Origin of the sequence: Rhodocista pekingensis (genome assembly GCF_042665545.1) — a bacterium.
Taxonomy (GTDB): Bacteria; Pseudomonadota; Alphaproteobacteria; order Azospirillales; family Azospirillaceae; genus Rhodocista; species Rhodocista pekingensis.
The window spans coordinates 707,169-721,204 of sequence record NZ_JBHTCM010000010.1 but is presented as its reverse complement, the minus strand read 5'-3'; the positions used below and the strand labels follow the sequence as shown (position 1 = coordinate 721,204).

Annotated in this window: 11 protein-coding genes and 1 pseudogene; 4 read left to right on the top strand and 8 right to left on the bottom strand. The window is 73.3% G+C overall.

Annotation, left to right across the window (positions count from 1 at the left end):
- Positions 1-78 precede the first annotated feature (78 nt).
- The 3 genes from purH to rpe are packed head-to-tail and all read right to left on the bottom strand — an operon-like array spanning position 79 to position 4,048.
- Positions 79-1,686 carry a bifunctional phosphoribosylaminoimidazolecarboxamide formyltransferase/IMP cyclohydrolase gene (gene purH / locus ACFQPS_RS11630; protein WP_377359135.1) on the bottom strand — a complete coding sequence of 536 codons (1,608 nt, stop codon included), beginning with the start codon at positions 1,684-1,686 and terminating at the stop codon, positions 79-81.
- A 5-nt stretch (positions 1,687-1,691) separates the two neighbouring features.
- Complete coding sequence (locus ACFQPS_RS11625) at positions 1,692-3,365, bottom strand: heparinase II/III family protein (RefSeq protein WP_377359132.1); 1,674 nt, start codon at positions 3,363-3,365, stop codon at positions 1,692-1,694.
- 11 nt (positions 3,366-3,376) lie between these two features.
- Positions 3,377-4,048 (bottom strand): ribulose-phosphate 3-epimerase, encoded by a 672-nt coding sequence (gene rpe / locus ACFQPS_RS11620; protein ID WP_377359130.1) that lies wholly within the window; start codon positions 4,046-4,048, stop codon positions 3,377-3,379.
- A gap of 188 nt (positions 4,049-4,236) precedes the next feature.
- Between rpe and rraA the strand changes: the two genes are divergently transcribed.
- A complete protein-coding gene (rraA, locus tag ACFQPS_RS11615; RefSeq protein ID WP_377359128.1) occupies positions 4,237-4,719 on the top strand; it encodes a ribonuclease E activity regulator RraA in 483 nt (160 codons plus the stop codon).
- A 23-nt stretch (positions 4,720-4,742) separates the two neighbouring features.
- Here the strand turns inward: rraA and rsmB are convergent, their stop codons facing one another.
- Together rsmB and htpX are read right to left on the bottom strand one after the other, a co-directional pair.
- Positions 4,743-6,116 (bottom strand): 16S rRNA (cytosine(967)-C(5))-methyltransferase RsmB, encoded by a 1,374-nt coding sequence (rsmB, locus tag ACFQPS_RS11610; RefSeq protein ID WP_377359126.1) that lies wholly within the window; start codon positions 6,114-6,116, stop codon positions 4,743-4,745.
- Between the two features lie 238 nt (positions 6,117-6,354).
- Positions 6,355-7,230 (bottom strand): annotated as a pseudogene (gene htpX, locus ACFQPS_RS11605) (zinc metalloprotease HtpX); the annotation flags it as partial.
- 117 nt (positions 7,231-7,347) lie between these two features.
- Here htpX and ACFQPS_RS11600 point away from each other — a divergent pair.
- The 3 genes from ACFQPS_RS11600 (at position 7,348) to ACFQPS_RS11590 (ending at position 8,944) form a co-directional block, all read left to right on the top strand.
- A complete protein-coding gene (locus ACFQPS_RS11600; RefSeq protein ID WP_377359125.1) occupies positions 7,348-7,566 on the top strand; it encodes a succinate dehydrogenase assembly factor 4 in 219 nt (72 codons plus the stop codon).
- Between the two features lie 177 nt (positions 7,567-7,743).
- The gene (locus ACFQPS_RS11595; RefSeq protein ID WP_377359123.1) at positions 7,744-8,223 is read left to right on the top strand and encodes a thermonuclease family protein; all 480 of its coding nucleotides are present in this window, start codon (positions 7,744-7,746) and stop codon (positions 8,221-8,223) included.
- Between the two features lie 91 nt (positions 8,224-8,314).
- Entirely contained in the window at positions 8,315-8,944 is a 630-nt protein-coding gene (locus ACFQPS_RS11590; RefSeq protein ID WP_377359121.1) for a hypothetical protein, read from the top strand.
- 54 nt (positions 8,945-8,998) lie between these two features.
- On the opposite strand, the gene ACFQPS_RS11585 is transcribed toward ACFQPS_RS11590, so the two are convergent.
- From ACFQPS_RS11585 to ACFQPS_RS11575, 3 genes are read right to left on the bottom strand one after another with little or no spacing between them, the layout of a single operon-like run.
- Complete coding sequence (locus ACFQPS_RS11585) at positions 8,999-10,453, bottom strand: EH signature domain-containing protein (protein WP_377359120.1); 1,455 nt, start codon at positions 10,451-10,453, stop codon at positions 8,999-9,001.
- A complete protein-coding gene (locus ACFQPS_RS11580) occupies positions 10,450-11,418 on the bottom strand; it encodes an OmpA/MotB family protein (protein WP_377359118.1) in 969 nt (322 codons plus the stop codon). The genes ACFQPS_RS11585 and ACFQPS_RS11580 overlap by 4 nt, the downstream gene beginning before the upstream one ends.
- Positions 11,419-11,432: 14 nt before the next feature.
- Positions 11,433-13,724 (bottom strand): hypothetical protein, encoded by a 2,292-nt coding sequence (locus tag ACFQPS_RS11575; RefSeq protein WP_377359116.1) that lies wholly within the window; start codon positions 13,722-13,724, stop codon positions 11,433-11,435.
- Positions 13,725-14,036: the final 312 nt, after the last annotated feature.

The window sequence follows — 14,036 nt, the reverse complement described above, 5'->3', positions numbered from 1 at the left end:
CAAGGGGCGGCCGCGTCCGTCGCGGCCGCCCGGTCCCGCCGGGCTGAGTGTCCCGCAGGGTTGAGTGTCCCGCCGGGCTCAGTGCCGGAAGTGGCGCATGCCGGTGAAGACCATCGCCAGCCCGCGCTCGTCGGCGGCGGCGATCACCTCGGCATCACGGACGCTGCCGCCCGGCTGGATCACCGCCGTCACCCCGGCCTCGGCCGCGGCGATCAGCCCGTCGGCGAAGGGGAAGAAGGCGTCCGAGGCGACGACGCTGCCGCGCGTGCCGGCTTCGGGCAGGCCAGCCGCGGTGGCCGCGTCCGCCGACTTCCAGGCGGCGATGCGGGAGCTGTCCACCCGGCTCATCTGCCCGGCGCCGATGCCGACGGTGGCGGCACCCTTGGCGTAGACGATGGCGTTCGACTTCACATGCTTGGCGACGCGGAAGGCGAAGACCAGATCGGCCAGCTCGGCCGCGGTCGGGACGCGCTTCGTCACCACCTTCAGGTCGGCGGCGGCGATGCGGCCGTTGTCGCGGGTCTGCACCAGATAGCCGCCGGACAGGGACTTCACGGACAGCCCCGCCGCCGCCGGGTCCGGCAGGGCGCCGGTCAGCAGCACGCGCAGGTTCTTCTTGGACGCCAGGACCCGGCGCGCCTCCTCGTCCGCGTCAGGGGCGATCACCACCTCGGCGAACAGTTTCGCGATCTCCTCCGCCGTGGCGGCGTCCAGCGTGCGGTTGCAGGCGATGATGCCGCCGAAGGCCGAGACGGGATCGCAGGCCAGGGCCTTGGCATAGGCGTCGTGCAGGTCGGCGCCCTCGGCCACGCCGCAGGGGTTGGCGTGCTTGATGATGGCGATGGCCGGCCGCTCGAACTCGGCCACCAGCTCGAAGGCGGCGTCGGTGTCGTTCAGGTTGTTGTAGCTCAGCTCCTTGCCCTGGAGCTGGGTCGCCGTGGCGATGCCCGGCCGGGTCTCGCCGCTGGTATAGAAGGCGGCCGTCTGGTGCGGGTTCTCGCCGTAGCGCAGGGTCTGCTTCAGCTCGCCGGCGAAGGCGATGCGGCGGGGATACGCCTCGCCGAGCTGGCCGGCGAACCAGGCGGCGATGGCGCTGTCATAGGCGCCGGTGCGGGCATAGGCCTTGGCCGCCAGCCGGCGGCGGAAGTCCAGCGTCGTCCGGCCGTCGCCGGCATCGAGCTGGGCCAGCAGCTCGGCATAGTCAGACGGGTCGGTGACGATGGCGACGAAATCGTGGTTCTTCGCGGCACCGCGGATCAGCGAGGGGCCGCCGATGTCGATGTTCTCGATGCAGGTGGCGAAGTCCGCCCCCTTCGCCACCGTCGCCTCGAACGGGTAGAGGTTCACCACCACCAGATCGATGCCGGGGATGTCGTGTTCGTCCATCGCCCGGGTGTGGCTCTCCAGGTCGCGCCGGGCCAGGATGCCGCCATGGATGCGGGGGTGCAGGGTCTTCACCCGGCCGTCCATCATCTCCGGGAAGCCGGTATGGGCGCCGACCTCGACCACCGGCACGCCGGCGTCCAGCAGCGCCTTGGCCGACCCGCCGGTGGACAGGATCTCCACCCCGCGGGCGGCCAGCGCCTTGCCGAGATCGACCAGCCCCGTCTTGTCGGAGACGGAGATCAGGGCACGCGCCACGGGGACGAGATCGGGGGAACTGGTGTGCTGCGGGGTCGGGGACATGGATTTCAGCCTTCGGTGGGATCGGTGCCGTCCGCCCGCTTCTCCCGGCGGATGGCCCATTTGACGGTGGTGGTGCCCGGTACGGTGGTGCCGCGCAGGATGAGCTGGACGGTCCGGCGCGGTTCCGCCCCGGTGCCCAGATAGATGCTGTCGGCGATCTCCAGCGCGCCGCCGGCCGTGCGCAGCCGCCAGCCCTGGCCCGACGGCAGGCGCAGCAGCGCGCTGCTGCCGCCCTGGAGCAGGCTGGCCTGGACCTGGGGGTGCAGGTGGAAGCGCACGGCGAAGGTCTTGCCGCCCGCCCCCTCCAGCACGTCCTCGCCGCGCAGGTCGTCGCCGCCGTCGGTCAGGTACAGGCGGCGCCGGTGCAACAGCCCGTGCGGCTCGCGGTAGCCGTCGTGGCTCGCCTCGACCAGGACGCTGCCCAGCGTCTCCGTCCGGTGCGCCTCGACCCGGCCGGGCCGGCGGCCCAGCCCGCCCTCGGGCAGCACGGCGGCGGAATTGGTGTCCTCCACCGTCAAGGTGGAATGCGCCGCCGTCGCCGCCAGGGCGGCCCGCCACAGCCCGTCGCCCGACGGATGGGCACCGCAGTTCACCACCAGACGCTCGCGCCCGACGCTCATCTCGAAGGACAGGGTGCCGGCGTGGGCCCCGGCGTCCAGCCCGTGCGGCGGCGGAGCCCCGGCATCCATCAGCACCCAGGTGCGGCCGGCGGTCAGCCGCTCGAAGCCGATGTGCGGGGCCGAGCGCAGCGGTCGGCCGCGCGCGTCGGCCTGCCCCAGCACCGTGTCGATGGTGCCGGGATCGCCCTCCTGGCTGTCGTTGAACAGGGCCAGCCCGCCATCGCCGTGGCGGAAGAAGCGCAAGGACGGCGTCATCCGGTCGATGGCGTGCTGCAACGCCGGCGGCACCTCCGCCCGGGCGGCGCGGCAGCCGCCGCGGATGTCGATCAGGTGGCGCAGCACCTGGAGCTGCACGGCGGGGGAGCGTTCGACATGGCAGCCGTCCGGCATCACCTGCCGCGGCAGCTCCCGCTCCAGCAGCCAGCGCATCCGGGACGCGGCCTTGCGCTGGTCGGGCAGGCACAGCCCGCCGAAGGCCAGCCCCTTGATCCCGGCGATCAGCGCCAGCCCGCGGGTGCTGCCCGGCAGCACGCGGGCCAGATGGCGGACCTGCCGCGCCAGACTGTCGAAGACCTGGGCGCGCAGGGCGTCGTCGGCGCTGGCCAGGAAGAAGTCGTGCATGCCGATCCAGGCGGCGATGCGCTGGCCCGTGACATCCGGCGCCCAGGCCACGGGATGCCAGCGTGCCTGCGTCTCCAGCCAGTGGCTGACCAGGGCGCGGGCCTGCCTCCGGCCGGCATCGCCGCCGATGGCGCGCAGATGGCGCAGCCAGTCGAAACCGTGCATCTCCGCCAGCCAGGCGGCGGAGGCGTCGGGCGCCAGCCAGGGCGGCACGGCACCGTGCAGCGTCTGCCCGGCGAAGGGGAAGCGGTTGTCCAGCAGGGCGGCGCCCAGGGCGGTATCGCCCGGCCAGGGGTCGATCGGCACCGCCTCAAGCCCGCCCGGGCTGCGCCCCGACAGGGCCAGCATGCGCCAGAGCGGGCTGCCGTACAGCCAGCCGCGGCCGCCGGCCCTGAAGCGGCGATGCCGTGTTCCCGCCTGGGCCTTCGCTCCGGGCATGGCGGCTCCCGTCAGTCGCTGCCGCCGCGCAGCCGGCGGATATTGGCGCCGTAGGCCGCGGGGCCGCCCTGGAAGGTTGCCGTGCCGGCGACCAGAACGTCGGCGCCGGCCTCCACCGCCTGCCGGGCGGTCGTCACGTTGATGCCGCCGTCCACCTCCAGATCGACCGTGCGGCCGGAGGCGTCGATGCGCCGGCGCAGCTCCGCGATCTTGCGGAGCTGGGAGGCGATGAAGCTCTGCCCGCCGAAGCCGGGGTTCACGGACATGACCAGGACGAGGTCCACATCATCCAGCAGGTAGTCCACCATGGCGACGGGCGTGTGCGGGTTCAGCACGATGCCCGGCCGCTTGCCCAGCGAGCGGATGAGCTGCACCGTGCGGTGCGGGTGCGGCCCGGCCTCCGGGTGGAAGCTGATGATGTCCGCCCCGGCCTCCGCGAAGGCGACCACGTAGGGATCGACCGGCGCGATCATCAGGTGGACGTCGAAGACCTTCGCCGAATGCGGGCGCAGCGCCTTCACGACGCCCGGGCCGAGGGTGATGTTCGGCACGAAATGGCCATCCATCACGTCCACATGGATGTAGTCGGCCCCGGCCGCGTCCACGGCACGCACCTCCTCGCCCAGCCGGGCGAAGTCGGCGGACAGGATCGACGGGGCGATTCGGACGGGTTGCTGGGGCATGGGCGGTTCGTAGCAAGACCGGCGGCGGCCCGCAAGGTGCGGCAAGGGTGACCCCGGCCGGACGCAGGGCTGACGGGGCGGTTCCGGCCTCCCTCTCGCCCGGATCTCTTGCGCCCGGGTCTCTTGCGCCCGGGCTGCGGCCGGACGATCCTGCGGCCCGGACCCGGAGCCCCCCAGCGGAGAGAGCCATGGCCATAGCGACCGCCGACCTGTTCGACAGCCACGAGGACATCCTGGAGAGCTGCGAGACGCAGTTCCGCAACTATGGCGGCCGCGCCGCCTTCCACGGTCCCATCCGCACGGTGCGCTGCCAGCAGGACAACGCGCTGCTGAAGTCCATCCTCTCCACGCCGGGCGACGGCGCGGTGCTGGTGGTGGACGGCGGCGGCAGCCTGCGCACGGCCCTGGTCGGCGACATCATCGCCGGGCTGGGCGTGAAGAACGGCTGGGCCGGCATCGTCGTCCACGGCGCCATCCGCGACAGCGAGGCCATGGCCGGCCTGGACATCGGGCTGAAGGCGCTGGGCAGCAACCCGCGCAAGAGCACGAAGACCGGGGCGGGGGAGGCGGACCGGCCCGTCGCCTTCGGCGGCTGCACCTTCACGCCCGGCCACTGGCTCTACAGCGATGCCGACGGCGTGGTGGTGGCGCCGCGCCGGCTGCACGACTGACGCGCGGGTGAGGGGCGGGTGCCTCAGCCGGTCCGGCGCAGCCGCGCGGCGAAGAACCCGTCCATCCCGCCGGGGATCAGCCCCGGCGTGGTGCGGACATCGCCCGCGGCGGTGACCGCCCCGGTCAGCCCGCCAAGCTCGGCCGGGTCCACCGGCACCCGGGTCAGGTCGGGCCGCCTCGCCAGCAGCGTCTCGATCTGCCGCTCGCCCTCCTCGGGCTGCAAGGAGCAGGTGGCGTAGACCAGCAGCCCGCCCGGCTTCAGCATGTCGGCGGCGCGGATCAGCAGCCGGGCCTGGACGCGGGCCAGCTTGGCGACGTCCTCCTCCGTCTTCAGCCGCTGCACGTCCGGGTGCCGCCGGATCGTCCCGGTGGCGGAGCAGGGCGCATCCAGCAGCACGGCGTCCACCGGGGCATCGGGGCTCCAGGCCGCGGCGTCGGCCGCCACCGTGTCCACCTCCAGCCCCAGCCGGGCAAGGTTCTCGCGCAGCCGCTCCAGCCGCTTCTCCGACCGGTCCACGGCGGTGACGCGGGCGCCGGCGGCGGCAAGCTGGGCGGTCTTGCCGCCGGGGGCGGCGCACAGGTCCAGCACCTCCAGCCCTGCCACGTCGCCGAACAGCCGGGCCGGGATGGCGGCGGCCGCGTCCTGCACCCACCATGCCCCCTCGGCGAAGCCGGGCAGCTCCGTGACGGGACCGCCGGCCGGCAGGCGCAGGCTGCCGCCGGGCAGCCGCTCCACTTTCACCCGCTCCGCCCCCGCCCGCTCTGCCCCCAGCCGCTCTGCCCAGAGGTCCGCGTCGGCGCGCACGGTGATGTCCAGCGGCGGCTCCGCCAGATGCGCCTCCACGATGGCGCGGGTGGCGCCGGTGCCGTAGGCCTGCCGCCAGGCCAGCCAGAGCCAGTCGGGCGTGTTCAGCCGGCCGGCGTCCTGCGCGGCCAGCAGGCCCGCGCCCTCGCGCGACAGCCGGCGCAGTACGGCGTTGACCAGACCCTTGTAGGGCGTCTGCCCGCGCGCCACCGCCAGCTCGACGCTGGTGTCCACGGCGGCGTGCGCCGGCGTGCCCAGGAACAGGAGCTGGGCGGCGCCCAGGCGCAGGATGTCCTGCACCGGCCCCTTCACCGGTTGCCCGGGCTTGGCGAGCGCCCCAAGGATCAGCGCGTCGAGCTGGCCCAGCCGGCGGAACACGGTGGCGCAGAGCAGGCGGACGAAGCCGCGGTCGCGCGGCTCCAGCGCGCGCACGCCGCGGTGCGCCTCCAGCGCGTCGTCGAACGGCACGTTCCGGCGCAGGGTGGCCTGGATCAGGTCGAGGGCGGCGGCGCGGGCGGCCAGCGGTTCACCGTCCGGCGGTGGTCCACCAGCGGGCGTTCCGGCGTCAGGATTGTGCGATTGATCGGTCATCGGGGGCGGTTTAGCGCCCCCGGACGCTCTTGTCGATGGAGCACACGTCGCCGGGGGCGGCCCGGGTTCAGGCCCAGGGACCCCGCGGCGCGGCGCCGGAGCCGGAATTCGGGCCGGTGCTGGGGACGCTGCCGCGGCGGCCGCTACGGCCCGGGGCGGGCGGCGGGGCAGAGGGCGCGGCAGGGGGCGTGGCCGTGGCGCCGCCGGTCCAGACGCCGCGGGCACCGGCATCGGCGGCCCAGCCGCTTCCCTGCGGGCGCGTAACGCCGCCGCCGGTCGCCATGGCGCGCAGCAGGCGGATGCGTTCCTCCGTCCGCGGGTGGGTGGAGAACAGGCTGTCCACGCTGCGCGCGTGCAGTGGGTTGATGATGAACATGTGCGCCGTGGCGGGGTTGTTCTCCGCCTGCACGTTCACCGTCCGCCCGGCCGCGCGCTGGATGCCCTCCAGCGCGTTCGCCAGCCAGTTCGGGTTGCCGCAGATCTCGGCACCGATGCGGTCCGCCTCGTACTCGCGGCTGCGGCTGATCGCCATCTGCACCAGCATGGCCGCCATCGGCGCCAGGATCACCATGAGGATGGTGCCGACCGCGCCCAGCGGGTTGTTGCGGTTGTCGCTGCCGCCGAAGAACAGGCCGAAGTTCGCCAGCATGGACAGCGCGCCGGCCAGCGTCGCCGTGATCGTCATGATCAGGGTGTCGCGGTTCTTCACATGCGCCAGCTCGTGCGCCATGACGCCGGCCACCTCTTCCGGGGTGAGCTGGTTCAGCAGGCCGGTGGTGGCCGCGACGGCCGCGTTCTCCGGATTGCGGCCGGTCGCGAAGGCGTTCGGCTGCGGATTCTCGATGATGTAGACCTTCGGCATGGGCAGCCCGGCGCGGGCCGCCAGATCCCGGATCATGCCGTAGAACTGCGGCGCGCTGCGCTCGTCCACCTGCCGCGCATTGTACATGCGCAGCACCACCTTGTCCGAGTTCCAGTAGGCGAACAGGTTGGTGCCGAGCCCGATCAGCAGGGCGATCATCATGCCGCCCTGCCCGCCGATCATGTAGCCGACCGCCAGGAACAGGCCGGTGAGGCCGGCCAGAAGGATCGCGGTGCGGAAATAGCCGTTCATGGCTTGAAACTTCCTTGGCGAAGGGGCCCCGTCGGCCCCGTCACGCCTAGAGATGGGAACGCGCTGGGAACAGCGTCAAGACTTGGCGGTGCCGGAGGGGCATGCCATATCGGGGGCATGAGCCAGGTTCCCCCCCAGCCGAAGATGCCCGCGCCGGCGGCCGTGCCCGCCCCCGCGGACTCCCGCCCCTCTCCCGACAGCCCTCCCGACGGGACCCCTGCCGCGGCCGGGGACCGCCGCCCGGTGCAGCCGCCCGGCGAGATCGGCGGCCCCACCGGCCCCGAACCCACCCGCTACGGCGACTGGGAAAGCAAGGGCCGCTGCTCCGACTTCTGAGGGTGGAGCCTCCCGTCCCCGCACCGTACACTAGTATTTGCTGCCTAGACGCTGCGGTTTCAGAGCTATTTTGCCTGATATTAACGCCGCTTTAGGAATTGGGTCCCTGAAAGGGCTTTGCCGCCGCCCTTGCCCACGCTAGACTGCGGTCCCCGCAACTCCGCCCCTGCGCTGTCCGTGTCCCGTCCGCTCCGCCATCGCCTTCTCCGCCTGCCGATGCTGGCCCTGCTGTCCGTCCTCCTGCCGGGGGCCGGGGACCTGCGCGCGGAGGGGCTGCCCGGACCCGTCGCCGCGGAGGTGCTGGAGGTTCTGGACGGCGATACCCTGTCCGTGCGGGTCAAGGTCTGGCTGGACCAGGAACTGCTGACCCGCGTCCGGCTGGTCGGGATCGACACGCCGGAGATCCGCGGCAAGTGCGAGCGCGAGAAGGAGATGGCCCGCGCCGCGCACGAAGCGCTGCGCCGGCTGGTGCAGCGCGACCGGTCCCGCGTGCTGCTGCGCGACGTGGACTATGACAAGTACGGCGGCCGGGTGCGGGCGCGGGTGCTGCTGCCCGACGGCACGGACGTGGCGGAGACCCTGATCGGCGCCGGCCATGCCCGGCCCTATTCCGGCGGCACCCGCGCCGGCTGGTGCGAGGTGGCGCAGCGCCCCTGACCCCGTGCCGGGGGCTGCCGGGCCGAGGTCTGCCACCGCGACCGCTCGCCGCGGCGGGGGAACATGGTCCGGGGCCGGGCGTTCTTCCGGCATGATGTCCCGACGTCCCTTCCGGCTGCTCACGGCGGTCCTGCTGGCGATGCTCGCCTGCCCGGCCGCAGCGCAGCCCGATCCTGCAGCGCAACCCGATCCCGCGACGCAGTCCGCCCCGGCTGCCCCCGCCCTGGAACTGCCGGCCCCGGACATGGGCTTCGTGCTGGAGGTGCGCGGCCGGCTGCCCGACGGCGTCGCGGCCGAGGAGTTCGGCCGCCGCATCGCGGCGGCGCTGCCGGAGCCGCTTGCCGACCCGCAGCGCAACTTCACCGCCTCGTCCGCCTACCGGCCGGGGGCCGACTACCGGCTGGTGATGGTCTTCCACGGCCCCGAGCCGGTGGAGGCCGCGCGGCTGTGCGACGGCGTGGCGGCGACGCCGGACGATCAGGCGCCGCAGGCCCCCCGCTTCGACGATCTGGGCACCACGAACCACGTCACGGCCGCCCTGTGCGAGGGCGGCACGATGCTGAGCACGGCGACGGACCGCATCGCGGGCGAACTGCGCCCGGATCAGGCCAGTTTCCGCTTCCTGGTCGCCGACGTCATCAAGCAGCTCTTCCCCAGCGGCTTCGACACGCTGCCCGGCAGCATCCCCGGCGCAGCCCCGGCAGGGGCACCGCCCGGCTGACCGCGGCCGGCGCCGCCCCCGGAGCGTCTGGTCCGGAGCGTCGGGTCCGGAGCGTCAGGCCCGGCCCGGCATCCAGTCCGCGGCGGTCAGCGCGATTCCCGTCCGCTCCTCCAGCAGCCGGGCGACGCTGCCCTGCCAGCGGCTGGATTCCGAGCCGACATGGCTGAGGCCGTTGCCGTCGGAGCTGCCGCGCGACCAGTGGCGCTTGTTCGGCGGAAAGCGCAGGCCCGGCCCGGTCAGGTCGGGGCGGGTATAGGTTGCCCGGTGCAGCCGCGGGGCGTCGGCCGCGTCGGCCGGCCAGGCCCGCAGCTTCCCGGCATGGCTCCACTCGCAGAAGACGGTGTCGCGCACACGCAGCAGAAGCACCGTCTGGTCGCCGTGGAAGCCGGGGCCGACCAGCTCGCCATAGGCACCCTTCAGGTGCCGCAGGGCGGGGGCCGAGCGGCGGACGGTCCGGCCCAGCGCCAGCCAGGCGTCGTCGATCCCGCCCGCCGCCATGCAGGCCGACCAGAAGGCTTCGCGGTAGCGGCCTTCCGGATCGTGGTTCTGTTCGCCGACCAGATCGAAGAAGGCGCCCAGCGCTGCGCGGGACAGCCACGTTTCCATCAGCGCGACGGCATCCTCGCCCGCGCGGACCCACTGGCCCGGACGGGTGCGCGGATCGCCGAGCTGGGCCAGGAGGAACTTCTGCACCGCCGCGCGGGTCGGCTCCTCCAGCCCGGAGCGCCCGGTCAGCCAGGGCGCCATCAGGCTGCGGACGATCTGTCCGCGGCTCTCCGGCTCGTCGAAGCGCAGGCCGCCGCCGGGGGCGAGGAAATCGGCCACGCGCGCAACCCGCTGCGCGCCCGCCGGGCCGGCCAGATGGTCGGGAACCAGGGACAGCACCTCGGCCTGGATCGTCCGCGCATAGCCGGACGTGGCGCGCACCGGATCGTCCAGGCAGGCGCGGCCCAGCAGGGCGTCCACCGGTTCGTCGGTCAGGACGATCCAGCGCGCCAGGGTGCGCGGGCCGTCGGCCGCGTCGAACAGACGGCACCAGGCGTCCGCGTCCCGCCAGGACTGGAGGCGGGGCCGGCGGGCCGCCGTGATCAGGCGCCGGATGCCGTTCCCGGCCTCCGCGATCCGGGGCATGTCGTAGGAGAAGTTGCGGATCCACGCCTCGATCAGGGTGCGGCGGGCCCGGTTGCGGCGGTTGCAGACATCCAGCACGGCTTCCAGCAGGCCGTTCAGCCCGGCCAGCGGGTCCATGCCGCCCCACATCAGCCAGGGCGCGTCGCAGAGGTCCCGCGGCGCCGCTGCCGCCACCCCGCCGGGGCCGCGCGCCGCCTCCAGCAGACGCCGGCGCACCGCGGCCAGCATGTCGTCCGCGGGCGGGGCCGGGGCGGCATTGGCGCCGGCCAGGGCCGTGACCAGCCTGCCCGTCTCCGGCATCTCCGGCAGCAGGGCGTAGTGAGGCAACCGGACAGCCGTCGCCTGCAAGGAGATCAGGGCCTCACGCATGAGGCTCATGGCGTCTCCCCCGGCCTGTCATGGTTCGGCCCTTTCGGGTCCTGCCCGCCCTGGCTTGGCCCGCCCTGGCTTGGCCCACCCTGGTCCAGAACGTCGTTGATGCGGCCGCGCAGCCGCTCCAGCTCGTCGGAGGTGCGGGAGGAGAGGACGAAACGCAGGTCGATCCGCCGGTTCCGGCGGTAATCTTCCTCCGTCGTTCCCTGCGCCTCGGGCAGGGGGCGGCGCTCGCCATAGCCCGAGACTCCGAGCAGCGGCTGGCCGCCGGGGTTGCGCAGCGTCTCCAGCACCGGGCTGGCCTCGCGCAGGCTCTGGAAGACGGCCAGGGCGCGTTCCGTGGACAGCCGGTCGTTCAATGCCTGCGACTGGGCCGCCGGCACGTTGCGGAACGGCTGGCGGTCCGTATGGCCCTCGACCAGAACGGCTTCCAGTATCGGCATCCTCTCACCCGGGCACGCCACGGACGCACCTTCCGCGAAACAGGGAAGCACACTTCCCAGGATGTCGGCCATGACCTTGACCGTCCGGTCCGCCTCTTCCCGGTAGACGGCCTTGCCGGTTTCGAACAGCAGGTCGCCCGACAGACGCAGGATACCCGATTCCGGATCGAGGGTCACCCGTACACCCTGTCGGTCCAGGCTCGCCTCCAGGGAGCGCAACATCTGATTGCGCATGCTGCGCCGGCTCTCGATGTCGCGCTCAAGCTGGGCGACCGCCTGGGTCAGCAGCCGGCGCAGCTCCTCGTTCTCCTGCTTCTGCCTGGCCGCCTCTTCGGTCAGGCGGCGGGCCTCGTCCACGACCTCCTCGTAACGGGACAGGTCGACGACCTTCTCCTCCGCATTGCGGAAATTCAGGGCGAACACGGTCAGCATCAGCAGGAATATGAACAGGATGCCGATCATGAGGTCGCTGATGGAGGCGAAGTACCCCTCTTCGGTTTCCTCATCCGGGCCGGTGATCATCGCCATGCATCACCTTCCGATCAGCGGTTCTGGTCCGCGCTGAAATCTTCCAGCGTCTCTTCCAGCCCCTTGACCAGGGCGGCGATCTGGGTCGCCGCCTTGGCCAGATTCTGGTCGGTCTGGCTGACGAAGCCGTTGATCTCGCGGGCGAAGCCCTGGAGCCCGTCCTGCAACGCCGTGAGCGTCCGGGCCAGATCGCCGTCGATCCCCTCGAACCGCTTGGCCGCGGTCGCCAGACCGTCGGCCAGCCGGCCGGCCGCCGCCGTCGCCGCGTCCAGCCGGCCCGACGCCTCGGACACCTGCTCGATCGCCCGGCCGACGGCCTGCACGACGGTCCCCAGCGACTCCGTCGTGCCGCGGACCGTCTGGCCCGCCGCGGTCAGGTTCGTGGAGGCCTGGAGCAGCGGCCCGGCGGCCGCCCCGGCGGCGCGCTCGAACTCCGTGCTGCGGGTGGCCAGGGCGTTGGCGGCGGCGGCCAGGGCCGTGATCTCGTGCGTCAGGGCGCCGACCTTGTCGCCCAGCAGCCCGCCGGCGCTGCGCATGGCCGTGCCGGCCGTCTCCCCGCCGCGCCCCAGCGCGTCCGCGGCCTCGGTCCCGGCGCGGCCCAGCCGGTCGGCCGCGTCCCTGACCGCCGCGGCGATGGAGCCGCCGGCATCGCCCAGCCCGTCGCGGAAGGCGGCGGCCCCCTCGGCGCCGCTGGTGCGCAGCGCCTCGCCCGCCGTGCCGACGGAGGCGCGCAGCTCGGCCAGCATCGCCTGGATCTCCGCGCGCATGCCCTCGGTGGCGTCGCTGATCCGGGTCACGGCCTTCTCCGCCCCGCGGCCGAGCGCGTCGCCGCCCTCGCTGGCGGAGCGCTCCAGCAGGGTGCCGATCCGGCCCACGCTGCGTTCCAGGGCGCTGCTGGCCTCCGTGACCCGGCTGGCAAGCTGGTCGAAGGCGTCGATCCCGGCAGTGCGGCTGCTGGCGGCCAGGGCGCTCAGCTCCGCCGTCATCGCCTCCACCCGCTCGGCAAGGCGGGCGGCGGTCTCCTCCGTCTGCCGGCCCATGCTGCCTTCGACGGCCGCGGCCGTCCGCTCCAGCAGGGTGGCGACGTTGCGGGCCGACTCCTCGAAGCCGGCGGCGGCGGCCTCGATCCGGGCCGCCATCCGTTCCCCGGCCTCGGCGCCGGTGGTGCGGCTCTGCTCGGCGATCCGGCCCAGCGTCTCGGCCAGCCCGCCCATCTGATCGGTGATCCGGGCCAGGGCCGCCTCGGTGCCGGCGCCCAGGCGGTTGGCGACCGTGTCGGCGGACTGGGTCATCCGCACCGCGGCCTCGCCCAGCCCCTGCTGCACCCCTTCCAGCCGGGTGCCCAGCCCGGAGAGGCTGTCCACGACCTGCTGCATGTGCTCGCCCGTGCCGCCCCGCAGCCCCTGGAGGAAGGAGTCGAGCATGGAGGCCATCGCCTGCTCGTTGTGCGAGCCCAGGCCGAGCGTGAGCTGCTGCATGGCCTGGGTCAGCGGTCCGAGATGGTCGCCCAGCCGCGCATCCAGGGCGCGGTCGAAGGCGCTGCCCAGGCCGGCGGCCAGCTCGGCCGAGACGGCCTCTATCCGGTCGGTCTGCCGTTCCAGGAGATCGTTCGTCTCCCGTTGCAGGTCGGCCGGGGTGATCAGCGGGATGCGCGCCTCCAGGGCGGACAGGAACCCGGCCAGATCGTCCTCGACGCGCTTCAGCAGGACCTTGCTGGTGATGGCATAGGTGATCGACAGACCCATGCCGACCAGCGAGGTGACGAACTTGGCCGAGGCCGTGCCCAGCAGCAGCCGCAGCGCCTCGTTGCGGATCTCCGCCGTGCCGGCCACGATCCCGCCGGCTGACCCCAGCGCCGCGGCCAGACCCAGGAAGGTGAACAGAAGGCCCGCCCCGACCAGCAGGTTCGGCATCGCGGTGTGGTAGCGCAGATTGATGCCGCCGGGCATCGAGTGCAGCAGGCCGACATCGAACCAGGTCTTCGGCCGCACGGTGGTGCGGACCGGCTGCCCGGCCTGGCGCGGCAGCAGCAGGGAGTTCCGGAACTCGCACCAGCGCTCGCCCAGGACCGGGTCCTCGGCCAGCGCCGTGTCGATCTCCCCGTACCGCTCCGCGAAGGAGACCGCGTCGGAGGACTGCCGGACCGTCGCCCGCGCCCCGGCGAGGGCCTTGCGGAAGCGGAGCGTGGCGCGGATGAACCGCGTCCCCGACCAGATCGCCCAGGCGCACAGTCCGACCAGAACCGAGCCGATCACCCAGTCGTTCGAAACGACCGGAGCAAGGGCTGCGAAGATCGCCTTGAACATCTCCTAGAATTCCATCGAGTGCAGGGGCGGATCGGCTCTGGGCGGGAACGGTCGCCGCGATCCGGAAGGGGAAGCCGGAGGCGACAGTCGGATACGGTCACTCCGGTCATTCGTATAGCGGTTCAGGATGGTGGGCAATGTCCGGAAATGCGCGGATGTGGCACGCATCCGTGGCGCGGACCGTTCGCGCGGGGGAGGCGGGCCGGGCCGGCATGGACCATCCGTGTGGCCGGAGTATGGCGGGCCGGTGCGCCCCGGCGCCGCGCTCCGGCAGGGCACAACGGAAAAGGGCGGCCCCCGTCGGAGCCGCCC